Source organism: Fontisubflavum oceani, assembly GCF_030407165.1.
GTDB lineage: Bacteria > Pseudomonadota > Alphaproteobacteria > Rhodobacterales > Rhodobacteraceae > Rhodophyticola > Rhodophyticola oceani.
Window position 1 is genome coordinate 430,851 of sequence record NZ_CP129111.1, and the last position, 18,985, is coordinate 449,835.

Here is an 18,985-nt window from a genome sequence, read left to right on the forward strand (position 1 = left end):
CGTGGCATCTGACACCTGACGTTGGCCACGGCTTGCCATACTGTTGTGTGGCATGGAAACCACCGATCAGAGACCGTCTGGCTTTGTCATTTGCCACGTGACCTTTGCCTAGGACGACCGCAGAAGCGGTCTCGAACGCTTCGTTAGATTGCCAAGCTGATCTATTGGGTGAACGCCCGGTCATAAAAAAGGCCCCGCTGCTCAGCGGGGCCTTCTGTTTTCCTAAGCCAGTTGGCCTTACTTGTCGTCGTCGCCTTTCAGCGCCGCGCCAAGAATGTCGCCAAGCGATGCGCCGGAGTCGGAGGAGCCATACTGCTCAACCGCTTCTTTCTCTTCGGCGATCTCACGCGCTTTGATCGACAGACCCAAACGGCGGGTCTTCGCATCCACGTTGGTGACGCGGGCATCGACTTTATCACCGATCTGGAAGCGCTCAGGGCGCTGTTCGGCGCGATCACGGGAGAGGTCGGAGCGGCGGATGAAGGATTTCATACCTTCATACTCCACTTCGATCCCACCATCTTCGATCGCGGTCACGGCCACGGTCACTACAGAGCCGCGCTTGACGCCATCGACAACCTCGGCGAACGGGTCGCCTTCAACGGCTTTGATCGACAGGCTGATGCGCTCTTTGTCGGTATCGACTTCCGAGACAACCGCCTGAACCACATCGCCTTTACGGTAGTTGCCGATCACATCTTCGCCACGACCTTCCCAGGTCAGGTCGGAGAGGTGGACCATGCCGTCGATGTCGTTGTCGAGACCCACGAACAGACCGAATTCGGTGATGTTCTTGACTTCGCCCTCGACCTGCGTGCCGACCGGATACTGCTCTTCGAACACTTCCCACGGGTTGCGCATGGTCTGCTTGAGGCCAAGCGAGACGCGGCGTTTGGTGGTGTCGATCTCGAGCACCATGACTTCCACTTCCTGCGAGGTGGAGACGATCTTGCCCGGATGAACGTTCTTCTTGGTCCAGGACATCTCGGAGACGTGCACGAGACCCTCAACACCCGGCTCAAGCTCAACAAATGCACCGTAGTCGGTGATGTTTGTGACGCGACCGGTATGGGTCGAATCGAGCGGGTACTTGGTCTCGACCGAATCCCACGGATCGTCCTGCAGCTGCTTCATGCCGAGGCTGATACGGTGGGTCTCTTTGTTGACTTTGATCACCTGTACCTTGACGGTCTCGCCAATGGTCAGAACCTCTTTCGGGTCGTTCACACGACGCCAGGCCATGTCGGTGACGTGCAACAGGCCGTCTACACCGCCGAGGTCCACAAAGGCCCCGTATTCGGTGATGTTTTTGACCACACCGTCGACCACATCGCCTTCGGCCAGCTTGCCGATCACCTCGGCGCGCTGCTCGGCGCGGGACTCTTCGAGGATCGCCCGACGCGACACCACGATATTGCCACGGCGACGGTCCATTTTCAGGATTTGGAACGGCTGTTTCAGACCCATCAGAGGGCCAGCGTCGCGCACCGGGCGGACATCGACTTGGCTGCCAGGCAAGAACGCAACCGCGCCGCCCAGATCGACCGTGAAGCCGCCTTTGACCCGACCGAAGATCGCGCCTTCGACGCGGTTCTCATCGGCATAGGCTTTTTCCAGACGATCCCAAGCGGCCTCACGACGGGCCATCTCATGGGACAGAACCGCCTCACCGCGGGCGTTTTCGACATTGCGGAGGTAGACCTCCACTTCGTCGCCAACCGCGATCTCGGGGGCTTCGCCAGGATTTGCGAATTCTTTCAGCTCGACACGGCCTTCCATTTTGTAGCCGACGTCGATGATGGCTTGGCCCGCCTCGATGGCGATGACCTTACCTTTGACAACAGAGCCCTCTTCGGGCGTGTCAATTTCGAAGCTTTCGTTCAGGAGGGCTTCGAACTCCTCCATGGTTGCTTTAGCGCACATGCGTTTTTCAGTTCCTTATCAGGGTTTTATCTGGCCGTGCGGTTGTCTCCGCCGGTCTTTGGGGTTGGTCTTTGACGGGGTGGTCGCAAAACAATCAGGGCCGGGGGAAACCCGACCCTGCTCTGCCGCGACGTTGACCGCCTGCTTGACGGAGCGCCGTATAGCGCGGCTTGGCCTTATGTGCAAGGGGCAGTGGCGCTCAGAGCGCCTCGCCACGATCCAACAACTCTTCGATCAGATCGCTATAGATGCCGCCGCTGTCGCCTTGGCCGAAGATCTGCGCGCCACTTGTGTAAAGCGTGCCATAGCTTTGGGCGAGGTTCACGGTTTGCCCGATCCCAAGGATCAACTGCTCACCGGTCAACTCGGCCAGCGGATGTACGAAGACCGACCAAAGCCGCCCCTGCGCAATCGCATAGCGGGCATCTAGCGCGGTGTCGAAATTGGCCTGCAACACCCGGGTCAGGTCTTCCGGGCTCAGAGCCTCGGCCGAGGCCACCGGCACCATGACCCGCATCCGATTGGCCCCTTCGTCGAGAAACACCGTCACCGGAACATCGCCGAGGGTCATCTCGGCGCGCGCGCCTACCGCCCGCGCGTCAGGGTCAAGGGCAAGCAAGATCTGCGCCACGCGCTCAGGCGTCATCGGGTCTCGCATGTCATGCGCAAACACGGGTGATACCGTTAGAAGCAAGACAATTAGCAGGGCACGCAACATGAGGTCTCCTCTCAGACGGGTGACCTCAGCCTAGCGCGACCTGAGCCACACGCCCAATGCACGCTTTGGTGATGGCGTTTCGACACACTCAACAGATATGCGCGATCGGGCACAGGCCTCTATTGACGCTAAGCACCCTGACGTGCGGCCCCGACAACCGCGATGGCGCGTGCGACAGCGGCTTCAATACTGAGATCCGATGTGTCGAGCGCCACGGCATCCGCAGCGGCGACCATCGGCGCGGTGGCACGTTCCGCGTCTCGCGCATCGCGGGCGCGGACATCCTCTAAGACACCTTCGAATGTCACATTTAAGCCTTTGGCCGCCAACTCCGCAAAGCGCCGTTCGGCCCGAACCTCCGCGCTTGCGGTAACAAACAGCTTCACCTGCGCCTCCGGACAAATCACCGTGCCTATGTCGCGCCCGTCCAACACTGCGCCACCCGCACGGGTCGCGAAGGCGCGCTGGAAATCGACCAAAGCCGTCCGCACCTCAGGGATCACCGCCACCTTGCTTGCGGCCTGCGCCACCTCGGGGCCACGCAAATCATCGCCCTGCAAGTCTTCTGCGCGCAGCGACTGCGCCGCCGCAACCGGGTCTTCGCCCCGCAGCATGCGCCGCCCGACAGCGCGATAGAGCAACCCTGTATCCAGATGCGCAAAACCGAAATGTGCCGCTACAGCTTTAGAGATTGTGCCCTTCCCCGCCGCAGCTGGCCCATCGATCGCGACCGTAAAACTCACAGCAACACCTGTGTCGTCAATTCCGGATCGTCCTGCGCAGCCTGCGGCAACCCATCGGCAATCTCATAATAGGCACCCTTATCCGCGCAGAAGATATGCCCGGCGAGGCGCACACCCGGATCGCCATCAAGCGTCCCCGCGAAGATCGACAGATGGCTGCCCGGCCCATCCCAGAAAAGGTTGCTGCCGCACGTGCTGCAAAACCCGCGATGAGCGGTGTCGGAAGAGGCGTACCATGTCACCTCACCCTCGATTTCGACGGCATCCCGCAACGCGGAGGTTGCCGCCACATGGTGTCCGCTGCTCTTTCGGCATTGCTGGCAATGGCAGGCTATCACCGGGCGAAGCGCACCGTTGACGCGGTACCGTACGGCTCCGCACAGGCAAGACCCCTTAGGCATCAAAAACTCCTGCATGGTTTCCGCGACGCTAGCCGCTTGCCGAATGCCGGGCAAGGGCGGCTCAGCGGTGCGTCCGAGCCCGGATCACCTTAGCCCTACGGCGGAGCAAAAGCACCAGCAACAGCATCATCGCCCCGCTCGTCATCACGCTCGTGAGTTGGGTGGCCAAACTCGCTGCGGCGACGGCGGCCTCGGTCACATCTTCGGCTCGCCCGCGCAACAACCCGGCGACACGGGCGTTCTCCGCATAGTCGAACGCCATGCCCAGCCCGGCCAGTGCCACGCCCGTGAGGCGCAACGAGCGCGGCCAGCCTGCCGAAAGGGCCCAGATCGGAAGGCCCAGAACCAGCGCCAGCAACAGCGGAAAAATCCGGTCGAGCCAGTGTTGCAGGCCAAGATAAAGCGCGCGCCCGTCCTCACTGAGCGCCGACAGAAACGCCTCCGCCTCCGCCAGATCATAACCGAGGGGGCGCAGATCGAAGGCCACCAACCCGCCTGCCTCGCAAGAGATTTTTGGCAAGGTCCAAAGCTCCATCGTGAGATGGACTGCCAAAGTAACCGTGACGAGTACCCAATAGGCGATCCACCTCCGGCTCAACGGTTGCTCCGCTCAATGCGCGCGCCAAGGCTGGCCATCAGTGGTTCAAAGATCGGAAAGCTGGTGGCAATCGGGCCTGCGTCATCCACACGTACCGGCTCTTGCGTCGCCATCCCCAGACACAGGAAGGACATCGCAATCCGGTGATCCAAGTGGCTTTCGGTAAGCCCGCCGCCCGGCACCCCGCCGGGCCCCATGCCGGTGACGCTCCACCAATCGGGTCCGTCCTCAACACCGACCCCATTGGCCCGCAACCCTGTCGCCATAGCCGCAATCCGGTCGCTCTCTTTCACGCGCAATTCTTTCACACCGCGCATCATCGTCTGGCCTTCGGCGAAAGACGCCACCACCGATAAGATCGGATATTCATCAATCATGCTGGCCGCCCGCTCCGGCGGCACCTCAATGCCTTTCATGTTGGGCGAAAACCGCGCTCTGAGATCGGCGACAGGCTCACCACCTTCTTCGCGCATATTCTCATAGGTCAGGTCCGCGCCCATATCGCGCAGCGTCTCGAACAGGCCCGCGCGGGTGGGGTTCAGCCCAATGCCCGGCACGAACACGTCCGAGCCTTCCACAATCAACGCAGCACAGACCGGAAACGCTGCGCTCGACGGGTCCCGTGGCACGGTGATGTCTTGCGGGGTCAGGTCCGGCTGCCCGGTCAACGTGATCACCCGACCGTCTTCGGTCACCTCGGTTGTGATCTCGGCGCCAAAGCCCGCCAACATCCGCTCGGTATGATCCCGCGTCGCTTCCTGCTCAATCACCACCGTCTGCCCGGGTGCGTTCAATCCCGCCAGAAGAACCGCCGATTTCACCTGGGCCGAGGGAACCGGCACCGTGTAGTGCACCGGCAATGGTGCCTCCGCCCCAACCAACGTCATCGGCAGCCGCCCCGGCGCGGCCCACGGCCACGGCCCCGAACAACGAGAGCGGATCTGTCACTCGCGCCATCGGTCGCCCGTTCAAGCTCGCATCGCCGGTAAAGGTGGCGGTGATTGGCGTGGTCGCCATCGCCCCCATGATCAACCGCACGCCCGTCCCCGAGTTGCCGCAGTCAATCACCTGATCCGGTTCGGCGAAGCCGCCAACACCGACGCCATGAACCGTCCACTCGCCTGGCCCATGTCGCGTGACCTCCGCCCCGAAGGCGCGCATCGCGCGGCCCGTATCGACCACATCCTGGCCTTCCAGTAATCCGCTGATCCGCGTCTCGCCGACCGCCATTGCGCCCAAAATCAGCGACCGGTGCGAAATGGATTTGTCGCCCGGCACCTCCGCCACACCTTTCAACGGCGTAGCGCGGCGCGAGGTCATTGGAATTGGCTCACCATGGCCGGACATAGAACAGATCCCTCGTTTGATCGTCGCATCCGCCTGATAGACCGCACCAGCATGGCAGTCCACACCCTTCTCTGCTTCGCAAATATCCCGGGGGAGGCGCGTTCGCGCCAGGGGGCAGCGCCCCCGCAGTACCGCGCGCGTCGGCGCGCGGATCGGCTTGCCCAAGGGGCAAGACGACATCCCTCACCGCTTCCGAAATGTCAGATAATGTGGCACCCGCCCTTCACGCAGCGCCTTCTGTTCATATCGGGTCGACAGCCAATCACCCCACGGCACGCGCCAATCCGATGCCCCCTCCGCCAGCCATTCAAACCCGGCACGCGGCCCTTCAATCAAGGTCTGCCGCACGTAATCGGGGATGTCGGTCGCCACGCGAAACACGGCACCGGGCTTCAACACACGGGCCAGCGGCTCCAAATGCTCCGGTGTCACAAAGCGCCGCCGGTGATGGCGCGCCTTCGGCCACGGATCGGGGTAGAGCAAAAAGGCCTTGCCAATTGAGGCCTCCGGCAAAACATCGAACAGATCGCGCGCATCGCCGGGATAGACGCGGAGGTTCTCCACACACTCAGATCGGATCTTGCCCAAAAGCATCGCGACGCCATTGATATACGGCTCACACCCGATGATGCCGACATCAGGATGCGTCGCCGCTTGGTGCACCAGATGCTCGCCACCGCCAAACCCGATCTCCAGCCATGTCTCTCGACCCTGAAACAGCGCCGCCAAATCCAATGGCACCCTGTCAGGGTTCACGTCCCAATCCACTGGACCCGGCGACAGCGCCGCCAAATCCTCCGCCAGATACCGCTCCTGGCTCGCCTTCAAATGCTGCCCTTTACGGCGGCCATAGAAGTTGCGGAATGGGCGATCAGACGACATTGAAGACCTCTTGGGCAAAGACCTAGCGCACCCTGCGCCGGGCTGCCCCTCGAGCGGCGCCTTTGAAACCAGAGGTGATCATAAGCCAATTGATCGGCACCATCAAAAGCACCGGCAAAGCCAAGTTAGACCCGATGATCCGCCCCTGCTCGTTTGGCGATAGAGTTGAGAGGCCAAGGGATTTTGGGAAGCCGAACGCAAACGCAACGACGGCGAAAAGCATCGCCACGCATAAAGCAATCAGAGCGAACCGCCACGCATAGCCCCACCGCTGCGCAGATGGCAGGGCACCTCCTTCACCCGCAAAATGGTCCTTTGCAAAAGCCGCTGCCGGCCAGAGAAGCGCGCCGATGGCGCCGCCCGTCACAGCGCCGCGGCCAATCGCGCCCGACATCAGGCCCGGTGCATAGGCCAGAATGGCCCAAACCACTCCGCTCACCACCAAGGCCGAGCCGACGAACCGGATCGCATAGGTTCTCAGATGCCGTCCGCGTGCCATGCCGATTGCTTCCAACCGTGCCCTAGACCGCCGCTTTCAGCGCGTCGACCAGATCGGTGCGTTCCCAGCTAAACCCACCATCCGCGTCCGGCGCACGACCGAAATGACCATACGCCGCGGTCCGCTGATAGATCGGCTTGTTCAGCCCGAGATGGGTCCGAATACCTCGCGGGGTCAGGTCCATGAGCTGTTCAACCGCCGCTTCGATCTTGCTCTCATGCACCTCACCCGAGCCGTGGGTGTTGGCATAAATCGAGAGTGGCTTGGCCACACCAATGGCATAGCTCAGCTGAATCGTGCAGCGATGGGCGAGCCCCGCCGCAACGACATTTTTCGCCAGATAACGCGCGGCATAGGCAGCCGATCGGTCCACCTTGGTTGGGTCTTTGCCGGAAAACGCGCCGCCGCCATGAGGCGCGGCACCGCCATAAGTATCCACGATGATCTTCCGCCCGGTCAGGCCCGCATCGCCATCCGGCCCACCAATGACGAATTTGCCGGTCGGGTTCACCCACCATTTCGTGGCATCCGTTACCCAAGCTTCGGGCAGTTCTTCGCGAATGTACGGCTCGACAATGGCGCGCACATCATCGCTTGTGAGGCTTTCATCAAGATGCTGAGTCGACAGCACGATCGAGGCCACTTCGACCGGCTTGCCGTCGACATAGCGCATGGTCAGCTGGCTTTTCGCATCCGGGCCAAGGGCAGGCTCGGCGCCGGATTTCCGCACCTCGGCCAAGCGACGCAGGATATTGTGGGCATAGCAAATCGGCGCGGGCATCAACTCCGGCGTTTCATTGACCGCGTGGCCGAACATGATCCCCTGGTCGCCCGCACCTTCGTCTTTATTGCCAGAGGCGTCGACACCTTGCGCGATATGGGCCGACTGTTCGTGCAGGAGGTTGGTGACCTCAACCGTCTTATGATGGAACTTGTCCTGCTCATACCCAATATCGCGGATGCAATCGCGGGCGATCTGATCAATCTGACCCATGTAGGATTGCAGTTTGTCCTGATCCGACAGACCGACCTCACCACCGATTACCACCCGATTGGTTGTGGCAAAGGTTTCGCATGCCACGCGCGCCTCCGGCTCTTCGGCAAGTAAAGCGTCGAGAACCGCGTCCGAAATCCGGTCGCAGACTTTATCGGGATGGCCTTCCGAAACGGATTCAGAGGTGAACAAGAAATTCTGTCGTGCCATGGGAATGCTCCATTGGTGTTTTCTCTCCACGCCAGGAAGCCGTTGTGGAGCTTTGATCGGCCCGGCTTACGCCCAAGCGCAGGCGGGTTCAATGCCTGTTGCGGCGATGGGCTAGAACCAGCCCCAAAAACGTTGCGAGAATCACGAGATAGACCGGCAAATCGCCAAATCTCGCATAGACTGTCGGTGGCAGAGGCGGTGGCAAAACCACATCCAACGCACCCGCCACGCCAAGCGGCAAATGGCTGACGACCCGGCCCCGCGCATCAATTGCGCCGGACACGCCAGTATTGGCCGCCCGGATCACCGGGATCCCTTGCTCCGCCGCCCTCAGACGGGCGAGCGCCAAGTGTTGATAGGGGCCAGAGAATTGCCCAAACCACGCATCATTCGTGATGTGGATCATCCAGTCCGGCCTGTCTACCTGACGGATATAGCTTGGGAAAATCGCCTCATAGCAGATCATCAAAAAGGCATCCCCCAGATCGCCCAGATCCAAGACCGTCGGTCCTTCGCCCGGCCGATATCCCGTCTGGAGCGCGGCAGCGAGGCCACGAATACCCGCCTGCGCCATCAGATCGCCCAAAGGCACATATTCCCCAAAGGGCACCAAATGATGCTTGTCATAGATCGCGGTGATGGCCCCGGCCTCATCCAAAAGGGCCAATGAGTTGCGGGCTGTGACCCCCTCCAACCGTTGCGCGCCCAGGATCACCGGCACCAGACCTGCCGCGTCTGAGATCACAGCGCGCCAGTCTTCGGATTGGTTCAACAAAGCGGCCAGAGAGGTTTCGGGCCAGATCACCATCGCGGGCGGACGATCTTCAATCTGCGGCGGCGCTGCTGTGAGGTTTATCGCGCGCTCGAAGAAGACGGGGATCATCTCGGGCTGCCATTTCAGGTGTTGCGCGGCATTGGGTTGAACCAGTCGGACCACCGCCGCGTCAGCCGCTGGTAGAGGCGCTGGCGGCATTGCCAAGGCGAGCCCAATCATCGCCACGTGAACAAGCGGGACCCCGAGCGCGACCCTACTGCGCTGGATCACCAAGGCGGCAAGGACAGCGGCCATGAAGGTTGTATAAAGGGTCAGACCATGGGGCCCCACAAGGCTTGCCAGCGGCAACAGCGCCGTATCAATCCAGATATGTCCCGGATGGGCCCACGGGAATCCTGTCAGAACGCTCGCGCGGGCCAGTTCCGCAACCGTCATGAGCACCGCCCAAGCCAATGCGCGCGACCAGCCGGGCTTGGCCAAGCGCACAGCCAGACCCGCCGCCAACGCCCAGAACAACGCCAAGCCGAATGACATCAACGCAATCGCGAAGGGCGCCATCCAACCGTGGCGGACCGGGTCCACAAAGAATGGCTCGACAATCCAGTGGAGCGATACTGCGAAGTATCCGGCCCCACCCCACAGCCCGAGCCAAAACCCGCGTCGAGCCGTGCCGACCAGCATCAACAAGCCAATCAATGCCGCAAAGCCCAAAACGGAGACCAGGGGCAAATCAAAGGGCGCCTGACCAAGACCCGCGACAGTTCCGGCGGCGAAACTCAAGACGAGACGTTGCCGGAAACTGCGCGCGGCCAACCAGGCGCTGGCCTTGTCAGCCAGCGGCACCCTTCGCCCCCTCCGGCAAGCGGACACGCAGCCGTTTGATCCGGCGTGGATCAGCGTCCACCACTTCAAACTCCGCCCCAGACGGGTGCGGGACAACTTCTCCCCGCGCCGGGACACGCCCGGTCAGCAGAAACACCACCCCGCCAAGCGTATCGATTTCGTCGTCATCCTCGGCATCAACCAGTTTCAAACCGGTCTCAGCCTCGAACTCCTCCAGGGGCGCGCGCGCTAACGCCAAGTAGGAACCGGAGCTTTCGCGGGTCCAGGGTTGATCCTCTTCGACGTCATGTTCGTCTTCGATCTCGCCGATAACCTGTTCGATCAGGTCCTCGATCGTGACCAAGCCATCGACACCGCCATATTCATCGATCACAAGTGCCATATGGGTCCGGTCCGTCTGCATCTTCTGCAGCAAGACGCCAATCGGCATCGAGGGCGGCGCATAAAGCAGCGGGCGCAACATCGTGCGCAGCGAGAAGCCGTTGCCGCCGCCATTAAACCCATAGCGCAGAGAGACATCCTTCAAATGCACCAGGCCAATCGGGGTGTCCAAGGTGCCATCATAGACCGGCAAGCGGGTCAGCCCGCTCTCCCGGAACACGGCAACCAAATCATCCAACTCGATATCGCAGGCGACTGAGATGATCTCCACACGCGGAATGGCCACATCTTCCACGCGCAACCGGCGCAGGTTGGACATGCCGGTGCCAGGCACCGGGCCAGGCACGCCATCCTCAGCGGGCAGCGTATCGGCACCATTGGCAATGTGGATATCGGGTGTGCGATCTGCACCAAAGAGCCGGGCAAACAAGCCGGGTTTTCTCTCTAGCGTCTCATCGGCCTCGGGCGCGCTCTGCGCCGCGCTAGACGACGGGTCAGGGGTTGAGCTCATGGCTCCTTTCCAAACTATACCGGACCAACTGCGGCCCGTTTGATCAATATGGGTCAGGCAGACCCAGTCTTGCAAGGATGCGGGTCTCTAAACCTTCCATCAAAGCGGCATCGGGGTCGGATATGTGGTCAAAACCCAACAGATGGAGCGTGCCATGCACCAAAAGATGGGTCACATGATGCTCAATCGGCTTGCCCTGCGCTGCGGCTTCGGCTGCACAAACCCCATAGGCGATTGCGATATCGCCCAACTCATGCGGTGGGCCATTGGGATCTGGCATCGGCAAAGTTGGCATTTCTCCTGGAGCCGTCTCTCGCGATTCTGTCGGCCAACTCAAAACATTGGTTGGCTGAGGCTTGCCGCGAAACTCGGTGTTGAGCGTCGCAATCCGATCATCGTCGCAGCCAAGCAGGCTAATCTCGAACTGATCCGGGTTCAGACTGATCTCTGCCAGCGCGGCCGCGCAAGCGGTAGCGGCTAGGGCCTCAAGCCCAACCGCCTCCCATTCCGATGCCTCGATGAGAATGTCGATCTCCATGCGGCCATCCATCCCAAGTAAGGCCAATTGTCCAGCCCGCAGCTTCGCATCCGCTTGAGTGGAACCAGCGCTCGTTACTGGCAACGCAGGTGGCGGTGTGATGGGTTATTTCGCCGGATCATCCGCGTCATAGGCTTCGATGATCTTCGCAACCATGGGATGACGCACGACATCCTTGGCGGTGAAATAGTTGAAGCTGATCCCGTCGATGCGTCCCAAAATCCGTTCGGCTTCGGCCAAACCGCTTGAGACACCACGCGGCAAATCCACCTGACTGCGGTCACCGGTGATAACCATCCGGCTGCCTTGGCCAAGCCGGGTGAGGAACATCTTCATCTGCATCGCGGTGGCGTTTTGGGCCTCGTCCAGCACCACATAAGCGTTCGACAGCGTGCGCCCGCGCATAAAGGCCAAGGGCGCGATCTCGATCTGTTTTTCCTCGATCAGCTTGGCCAGTTGCTTGCCCGGCAGAAAATCATTCAACGCGTCGTAAAGCGGCTGCATGTAAGGATCGACTTTGTCCTTCATATCCCCCGGCAAGAAGCCCAAACGCTCGCCTGCCTCGACTGCAGGGCGGCTGAGGATGATCTTATCCACATGACCGTTGATCATCTGGTTCACCGCAACCGCAACCGCCAAATAGGTCTTACCGGTCCCGGCGGGCCCGATCCCAAAGGCCAGTTCGTGATTATAAAGCGCGCGTACATAGGCCTGCTGCGCCTGGGTGCGCGGCTCGACTGTTTTCTTGCGCGTACGGATCTCGATATGATCCTCCGCACTCCTTTGAACATCTCGATCTGATCGCCGTCGCGGGCCCCTGTGCCTTCGGCGGAATCACCCAAACGGACAACCGCGTCGATATCTCCAGGTTCCAGACCTTTGCCAGACTCGACCCGCTCATAGAGCTTTCGCAGCGCTTCGCCCGCCTCGGCGCGCGCCTCTCCCAGAACCGCGAGCATGTTGCCACGGCGCAGGATCTGAACGCTCATCAGATGTTCTATTTGTGCGAGATTGCGGTCGAACTCACCACAAAGCTCGATCAACAAACGGTTGTCCGGAAATTCTAACAGCAGTTCCACAGGCGGGTCGGCGGGGTGCGCAGTCAGCGTGGACAAGTCCAATGGGAACTCCCAAATCACATGGCTTGCTTACAGTGTGGCAACCTTAGCGGCGCAAAGCAACATCTTGTGGCCGATAGCGAACAAAAAGGCGGGTATTGGGCCACTCAGCATAGAAAACGGGCAACCCCAATGGGACCGCCCGCTCAACTTGCCAAATAATCTGAGACCGGGGACTATCGCCGCGGAACGCGGTCGCGGATGCCGGGGCTCGCGCTGATTTCGCCAACAACAGAGTTGGGCGGGGCAACCGGCGTGCAAACCGGCAGACCACTGCGCGGATCGCGGCGACGGGACCAATATCCTTCCAAGCCATCATCAATCATCCAGATGTGGCAACCATCGGGATCAATAAAAATGCCGGCTTCAAGCTGGGTTAGCGAACCAGAGTCGCGGCCACGATCCTCCCCAACAGCAATCAGCGGCGGGCCATCGCCCCGCGGTGGACCCACACCCTCAAAGGATTCGACGCATCCAGCCAAAGCCAAAGTACAAGCGACAAGGACGGCTGGGGTCTTCATGTTTTCAAGACGGATCATAGCGGTCACCTGTAGCAAACGATTTCAACGCGACGGTTCAACTGCATATTCGCAGCCGAATTGTTTGGCGCGACCGGCTGGCGCTCGCCAAAACCGATCTCGCGCGCCACCTGCGCCCCAACGGAGCGGGCGACACTGGCCACCGAGGCGGCACGGCGCTGCGACAGGCGGATGTTGTATTCATCCGATGCGCGGCTATCGGTGTGGCCATAAATCGCGTAGGCGAAGGCCCCGGCACCGCGGAAGAAATCCTCAAGCGCGCGGCGGCCTGCATGGCTGATCCGGGAGCTATCAGTGGCGAAGAGCACATCCGAATTCATCACCGCGCAGGTGTTGAACTCCATACACACCGGCATCCCATTTCGCGGGTTCACCCGGCCTTCCATATAGCCTTCGACCCCACCATCGGCGACCCAGTGATGGCAGCCATCTGGATCAATCCAGATCGTTGGCGCCACCGTGCCCGTAATCGTCGCGCTTTGTTGCGCCTGTGCGGCGCCGGTCGGCAGAAACAGCGCAACCGCCCCCAGCGCGGCGCCATACAAAGTTGTTCGGACTATCGACCCCACAGCCGATGAGAGTTGTGTAACCACGTCAGCATCCCCCAATTCTCTGTGCTAAAAGCGCGCCTGGCAGAGCGCAGCGCAAAACACCATTTATTCGCAGGAGGATAGCAAGTTTTGTGATCTTGTGAAGCCAATTTTACTAAATATAGTTCCCCAGACGGAAACACTGCACCACCGCTTGGGGCCATTGTTCGGAAAACGTTGGCTAACCGCGCACCTCTGCCGGGCCGACGTCAGTCAACGCGGCAGCGTCAGAGAAGCACGCCCGCCAAAGAGTTGGCCGCAGAGTTCGTGATTCTGACGCGCGCGATCTCTCCTCGTTGGGTCTCCGGCGCGTCGACATGGACGGCATGCAGATACTCAGATTTGCCGACCATCTGCCCCGGCAACCGACCAGGCTTTTCAAACAGGACCGAAACCTCGCGACCCACCATGCCATCTTGGGCGGCGCGTTGCTGCTGGCCCAGAAGCGCTTGAAGCCGTTGGAGCCGCTCACTTGCCTCATCCGGGTCCACGGGCGCGCGCTCGGCGGCGGGCGTCCCGGGTCGAGATGAGTATTTGAAAGAGTAAGCTTGGCCATAACCCACCGCGGCAACTAGATCGAGCGTCGCCTGGAAATCCGCCTCGGTCTCCCCTGGAAAGCCAACGATGAAATCGCCGGAGAGCAGCAGATCGGGGCGCGCCGCACGAATGCGCTCTATCAGGTGAATATAGTGCTCGGCCGTGTGTTTCCGGTTCATCGCCTTCAAAATGCGGTCTGACCCTGACTGCACCGGCAAATGCAGATACGGCATCAACTTGGCGCAATCGCCATGAGCCGCAATCAATTCGTCTTCCATGTCGTTGGGGTGCGAGGTGGTGAAGCGGATACGCTCCAGCCCGTCGATTTCGGCCAAACGGCGGATCAGCCGCGCCAACCCCCATTCCGCCCCTTCGGGACCTTGCCCGTGATAGGCATTCACGTTCTGACCCAGAAGCGTGATCTCGCGGACACCGCGCTCGACCAGGTCTTGCGCCTCGCCCAACAAGCGCTCAACCGGGCGCGACACCTCCGCCCCACGGGTGTAGGGCACGACGCAGAAGGCGCAAAACTTATCGCAGCCCTCCTGCACGGTCAGAAACGCAGTTGGCCCGCGCGGCGCTTTGCGCCCCTTCGGCAGATGGGCGAATTTGTCCTCTTCCGGGAAATCCGTGTCGAGCGCCTTACCGCCCTCGGCCAGCGTATCCACCATCGCGGGCAGCCGATGATAGGTTTGCGGCCCGACAACCAGATCAACCATGGGCTGACGGCGCATGATCTCCTCGCCTTCGGCCTGCGCCACACATCCGGCCACGCCAATCTTCAGGTCCGGATTGGCCTCGCGGAGTGGTTTGAACCGGCCCAATTCCGAATAGACCTTCTCCGCCGCCTTCTCGCGGATATGGCAGGTGTTGAGCAGGATCATATCCGCATCATCCGGGCGATCGGTCTGCACATAACCCTTCGCGCCCAAAGCCTCGGCCATGCGCTCGCTGTCATAGACATTCATCTGACAGCCATAGGTTTTAACGAAGAGCTTCTTGGTCTCGGACATCGTTGCGGCTCCTGCGGGGTGTTGGCCCTGGCCCATATCTCATGGGCGGGCGACCTTCAACGGGCCGAGCCATTGGAATTGCAATCTTACCCATTGCCGGGCACACTGCTTGGCAAAGACCAACCCCGCAGACAGGCATGATTTACCCGACACTTGAGGCGTTCCGCGCCGCCCCAGCTTCCGCGATGGGCAAAGGCCCTTTCGCAGTCATTGTCGCCGAGGATGCGATCGAGGTTGAGGCAAGTGTTATGCACTGCCTTCAGCTTGGCTTTGGTCGGGTCATTCTGCTGGCCCCGGATCAGATTGCACTTCCGGATCACCCGGCAGAGATTTCAGACAAGATTGATGTCATCCGCCATCGCACCCGGCAACAAGGGGCGGCGCAGGACGCGGTCAATGCCTTGATCGACAAAGTGCCGGGGCAGTGGCTGCATTACTGCTACAATGGTGAGTTTCTCTTCTTCCCCTTTTGCGAAGACCGCAGCATTGGCGAAGCCGTCGCCTTCACGATGGAGGAGCGGCGCAACTCGATCCTAACCTACGTGATCGACCTCTATGCCGACGATCTGACAGCATATCCCAACGGTGTCTCTCTCGACACCGCGCATATCGACAGCTCCGGCTACTACGCCGCGACCCGGCGCAATGCCGATGATCAAATCCTTGAGCGTCAGTTGAATTTCTATGGTGGCCTGCGCTGGCGGTTCGAGGAACATGTGCCAGAACCAAAGCGCAAGATTGATCGTGTCGGCTTGTTTCAGGCCCGCCCCGGGCTGCGCTTGCGTGAAAATCACACGCTGAATGATGAAGAGATGAACACCTATGAGTGCCCGTGGCATCATTCGCTTTCAGCCACCATCTGTTCCTTTCGGGTGGCCAAGGCGCTCCGCACCAATCCCGGCTCGCGTCATGATGTGCCCGATTTCCGCTGGCACAAATCCACACGCTTCCACTGGTCATCGCAGCAGTTGATGCAATTGGGGTTGATGGAACCGGGGCAATGGTTCTGACATCAAATCAGCGGGGCGGGCGATGCGCCTGATCCGCGATCCAGCCATTCTGGCCTTGATGGGGATGCAAATCACCGTTTGGGCCGGATTGTTCTATAGCTTTCCAGCCTTGGTGCTTGAATGGCAGGCCGAGTTCGGCTGGCGCAGTCCGGAGATCATGGGCGCCTTCACGCTGGCCATCGCGATCTACGCCCTTGGGGCACCGCTCTATGGGCGGCTGATTGATCGCGGCGCGGCCCCTCTGAGCCTGCCGCTGGGGACGGTGATAGGGGCCGGATTGCTGCTCGGGCTGACGGGGATCGAGACGCTTTGGGCCTTCTATCTAATTTGGGCCGCGATGGGCGTTATCATGGGGCTCTCCCTTTACGAAGCCACCTTTGCGATCGTCACCCGCGCCAAAGGCCCCGCCGTACGCCAGGCGATCACAGCCATTACGCTTGTCGGCGGATTTGCCAGCACCCTGGCCTATCCGTTGAGCCACTGGCTGACCGAGATTGGTGGCTGGCGGTTGGCGCTCTACGTCTTCGCGGCGCTGAATCTGGTCCTTGCGGCACCCCTCGCGACATTCGCCGCGACCCGTCTGGAACGGGACGCGCGCGCAGACCAACCAAAAGAAACAGAAGACGTGGCAGCGCCGCCTGCAAGGCTCCTCCGCCGGTCGGAGTATTGGCTCGCGGCGATCGGTTTTGCGGCCTCAGCCCTGACCTTAGGCATTTTCGTGAGCCATCTTCTCCCGATCATGGCGGCACAAGGGGTGCCAGACGATCTGGCGATCTTGGCAGCCGCCTTGATCGGCCCCTCGCAGGTGATCGGCCGGATCGCGATGATGGCGGCTGGCCCGCATATCCCCGCCATCCGCATCGCGCAGCTCGCGATGGGCACCGTGGCACTCGGCGCTGTGATGATGGCCGCGGCGGGATGGGTTGCCGGGGTGGTCTTGCTCTTCGGGTTCCTGCAGGGCGCAGGTCATGGCGTCGTTGGCATCATGCGCCCCGTCGTCGCCCGCGAGGTCTTTGGTCAGCGCGATTTCGGTGCCATCTCGGGGGCGGTCGCAACGCCTTATCTACTGCTTTTCGCGCTGGCGCCATTTTTGGGCGCAGCCCTTTTTGGATTGGCGGGATATGGCCCTGTCTTGATCCTTTGTGTCCTGGCACCACTGGCCGGCGCGGTTCTCCTAAACCGGCTCCCGCGCAACTGAAAACGCAGCCCGAAAGGGCTGCGCTCAAATCATAACAAAGCCGGGGCTTAGGCCTCAACCGGCTCCGCATCAATCGCTTTGGGAGCGGCGGCGTTGATCGCGATCTGCCGCGGCTTGAGCGCCTCCGGCACTTCCCGCACCAGATCCACATGCAACATACCGGCCTCATTCGAGGCTCCCGTCACACGCACATGGTCCGCCAGTTGGAAGCGCTTTTCAAACGCGCGCGTTGCAATACCGCGGTGCAAATAGGTCCGCTTGGTCTCGTCTTTTGCCTTACGCGCTGCAACGACCAGCTCGGTTTCGCGCTGTTCGACACTCAGCTCTTCATCGGCAAAGCCTGCAACGGCGATCGAGATGCGATAGGCATCTTCATCGGTCTTTTCGATATTGTACGGGGGGTAGGTGCTGGCACCCACATCTTGGGTCATCACCCGGTCCAAAAGGTCGGCCATTCGGTCAAAGCCAACGGTTGCCCGGTAAAGGGGCGACAAATCATAGGTGCGCATAGGGTTATCCTCCATTTGAGCGACAACAATCAGATCGGACGGTCCAGGATCGGACCCGCCCATTGGTGAGTGTCCCGGCCCCAATTGGGCACCGCGACAGCCATCATGTGTGAAAGTATCTCCGACGTTTCAAGACCGGCTCAAGGCCGCACAAACCGCGCGCCCGAGCTTTCGCGCCCATCATTCGCGCCAGAAAGGCTGCGCACCTGCGGCAGAGAACGTACGAATTGCGCATTCGACCGGTCGAGAAGGTCCAACAGAACCACCAACTCACCTTGCAACTCGGCTGACAACGCGACGGGATCATTCCGCCAATCCGCCGTGGCCGAGACCACGGAGACGACATTCATCTGTCCATCGCGGTTCACCATCACGGGCGACCCGGAAGACCCCTGCACAACCGAACAAGACAGGACCAAGACGCCAGGATCATCGGCCAAGACCTCGCAGTCATCTTCAAGCGACGCGAACTCCTCCCGATCCCGGCCATAGGACACAACCTGCACCACATCACCGGTTTCCACGCTGCCACGTGTGGCCATGGGGCGGATCATCTGCTCAGGTATCTCGCGATCCAGCTGCAGGAGCGCCATATCGACCCGGATACGCTCCAAATCTTCGGGGCTGCCATAGGTGTATTCGGGATGCAGGATCGTCTGCTTCACACCGCGCTGCGCCACAACACGCCCGTTGCGAAGACCCGCGTTGAACGACAAGATCGCGTCCGGGCTCCGTGTCACCGTCCCATCTGTCTCATCGAACAGACAATGCGCCGCGGTCAGAACCAGATCGGGCGCGATCAAGGTTGCTGTGCAAAACCCGGTGCCAGTGTCTAACCGGCCAATAGCCTCCCACCCGCGCAACTCATCCGCCGTTTGCAATGGGCGCAACGCGGTGTCCGGCTCAATAGTGGGCAGTTGCAGCCCTTGCGCCCAAGCGCCTGAACCAACAAGAAAACATAGACCAAATGCCTTAAAAAGACGCGTCATGACCGGCCTCCAAGCAAAACCGACCCGGCGTTTATCGGGATACTGGGGCGAAATTGAGGCCCATATATGCACCCGGCGCGCACCGTTGACCCGGGCACTGCCCAGATCAAAAGGCGTGC

Annotated in this window: 18 protein-coding genes, 2 pseudogenes and 1 riboswitch; of the genes and pseudogenes, 2 read left to right on the plus strand and 18 right to left on the minus strand. The window is 60.9% G+C overall.

The annotated features are described in order from the left end of the window. Positions 1-237 precede the first annotated feature (237 nt). The 16 genes and pseudogenes from rpsA to miaB all read right to left on the minus strand — a co-directional run bounded on the left by rpsA (position 238) and on the right by miaB (position 15,160). Complete coding sequence (rpsA, locus tag QTA57_RS02260) at positions 238-1,923, minus strand: 30S ribosomal protein S1 (RefSeq protein WP_145212271.1); 1,686 nt, start codon at positions 1,921-1,923, stop codon at positions 238-240. A gap of 199 nt (positions 1,924-2,122) precedes the next feature. Beyond that, a complete protein-coding gene (locus tag QTA57_RS02265; RefSeq protein ID WP_290153362.1) occupies positions 2,123-2,641 on the minus strand; it encodes a polysaccharide deacetylase family protein in 519 nt (172 codons plus the stop codon). Positions 2,642-2,769: 128 nt separating this feature from the next. Continuing rightward, positions 2,770-3,384 carry a (d)CMP kinase gene (locus QTA57_RS02270; RefSeq protein ID WP_290153363.1) on the minus strand — a complete coding sequence of 205 codons (615 nt, stop codon included), beginning with the start codon at positions 3,382-3,384 and terminating at the stop codon, positions 2,770-2,772. Next, positions 3,381-3,800 carry a GFA family protein gene (locus QTA57_RS02275; protein ID WP_456237563.1) on the minus strand — a complete coding sequence of 140 codons (420 nt, stop codon included), beginning with the start codon at positions 3,798-3,800 and terminating at the stop codon, positions 3,381-3,383. The genes QTA57_RS02270 and QTA57_RS02275 overlap by 4 nt, the downstream gene beginning before the upstream one ends. 46 nt (positions 3,801-3,846) lie before the next feature. Further along, positions 3,847-4,383 carry a hypothetical protein gene (locus QTA57_RS02280; RefSeq protein WP_290153365.1) on the minus strand — a complete coding sequence of 179 codons (537 nt, stop codon included), beginning with the start codon at positions 4,381-4,383 and terminating at the stop codon, positions 3,847-3,849. Beyond that, a pseudogene (gene aroA, locus QTA57_RS02285) lies at positions 4,380-5,730 on the minus strand (3-phosphoshikimate 1-carboxyvinyltransferase). Before aroA ends, QTA57_RS02280 begins: the two are co-directional and overlap by 4 nt. Before the next feature lie 183 nt (positions 5,731-5,913). After that, positions 5,914-6,612 carry a tRNA (guanine(46)-N(7))-methyltransferase TrmB gene (gene trmB, locus QTA57_RS02290; protein ID WP_290153366.1) on the minus strand — a complete coding sequence of 233 codons (699 nt, stop codon included), beginning with the start codon at positions 6,610-6,612 and terminating at the stop codon, positions 5,914-5,916. A gap of 22 nt (positions 6,613-6,634) precedes the next feature. Then, the gene (locus tag QTA57_RS02295) at positions 6,635-7,111 is read right to left on the minus strand and encodes an ABZJ_00895 family protein (protein WP_290153367.1); all 477 of its coding nucleotides are present in this window, start codon (positions 7,109-7,111) and stop codon (positions 6,635-6,637) included. A 22-nt stretch (positions 7,112-7,133) separates the two neighbouring features. Beyond that, positions 7,134-8,315 (minus strand): methionine adenosyltransferase, encoded by a 1,182-nt coding sequence (gene metK, locus QTA57_RS02300; RefSeq protein WP_290153368.1) that lies wholly within the window; start codon positions 8,313-8,315, stop codon positions 7,134-7,136. A gap of 5 nt (positions 8,316-8,320) precedes the next feature. Further along, positions 8,321-8,369: riboswitch (SAM-SAH riboswitch) on the minus strand. Between the two features lie 34 nt (positions 8,370-8,403). Next, on the minus strand, positions 8,404-9,933 hold the full coding sequence (gene lnt / locus QTA57_RS02305; protein WP_290153369.1) for an apolipoprotein N-acyltransferase: 1,530 nt from the start codon (positions 9,931-9,933) through the stop codon (positions 8,404-8,406). Then, entirely contained in the window at positions 9,920-10,825 is a 906-nt protein-coding gene (locus tag QTA57_RS02310) for a hemolysin family protein (protein WP_290153370.1), read from the minus strand. The genes lnt and QTA57_RS02310 overlap by 14 nt, the downstream gene beginning before the upstream one ends. Before the next feature lie 43 nt (positions 10,826-10,868). After that, positions 10,869-11,363, minus strand: a complete 495-nt coding sequence (gene ybeY / locus QTA57_RS02315) for an rRNA maturation RNase YbeY (RefSeq protein ID WP_290153371.1) — start codon at positions 11,361-11,363, stop codon at positions 10,869-10,871. Between the two features lie 105 nt (positions 11,364-11,468). After that, positions 11,469-12,484, minus strand: a pseudogene (locus QTA57_RS02320) (PhoH family protein). 173 nt (positions 12,485-12,657) lie between these two features. After that, positions 12,658-13,020 (minus strand): hypothetical protein, encoded by a 363-nt coding sequence (locus tag QTA57_RS02325; protein WP_290153372.1) that lies wholly within the window; start codon positions 13,018-13,020, stop codon positions 12,658-12,660. 5 nt (positions 13,021-13,025) lie between these two features. Next, the gene (locus tag QTA57_RS02330; protein ID WP_290153373.1) at positions 13,026-13,565 is read right to left on the minus strand and encodes an OmpA family protein; all 540 of its coding nucleotides are present in this window, start codon (positions 13,563-13,565) and stop codon (positions 13,026-13,028) included. A gap of 272 nt (positions 13,566-13,837) precedes the next feature. After that, entirely contained in the window at positions 13,838-15,160 is a 1,323-nt protein-coding gene (gene miaB, locus QTA57_RS02335; protein WP_290153374.1) for a tRNA (N6-isopentenyl adenosine(37)-C2)-methylthiotransferase MiaB, read from the minus strand. A 137-nt stretch (positions 15,161-15,297) separates the two neighbouring features. Here miaB and QTA57_RS02340 point away from each other — a divergent pair, with 137 nt between their 5' ends. Both QTA57_RS02340 and QTA57_RS02345 read left to right on the plus strand, forming a co-directional pair. After that, positions 15,298-16,170 carry a hypothetical protein gene (locus QTA57_RS02340; RefSeq protein ID WP_171557367.1) on the plus strand — a complete coding sequence of 291 codons (873 nt, stop codon included), beginning with the start codon at positions 15,298-15,300 and terminating at the stop codon, positions 16,168-16,170. A 22-nt stretch (positions 16,171-16,192) separates the two neighbouring features. Beyond that, on the plus strand, positions 16,193-17,368 hold the full coding sequence (locus QTA57_RS02345; RefSeq protein WP_290153375.1) for an MFS transporter: 1,176 nt from the start codon (positions 16,193-16,195) through the stop codon (positions 17,366-17,368). A 47-nt stretch (positions 17,369-17,415) separates the two neighbouring features. Here QTA57_RS02345 and QTA57_RS02350 read toward each other — a convergent pair whose 3' ends face one another. Together QTA57_RS02350 and QTA57_RS02355 are read right to left on the minus strand one after the other, a co-directional pair. Next, on the minus strand, positions 17,416-17,877 hold the full coding sequence (locus QTA57_RS02350; RefSeq protein ID WP_290153376.1) for an Hsp20 family protein: 462 nt from the start codon (positions 17,875-17,877) through the stop codon (positions 17,416-17,418). Between the two features lie 140 nt (positions 17,878-18,017). After that, on the minus strand, positions 18,018-18,866 hold the full coding sequence (locus QTA57_RS02355) for a trypsin-like serine peptidase (RefSeq protein WP_290153377.1): 849 nt from the start codon (positions 18,864-18,866) through the stop codon (positions 18,018-18,020). Between the last annotated feature and the right edge of the window lie 119 nt (positions 18,867-18,985).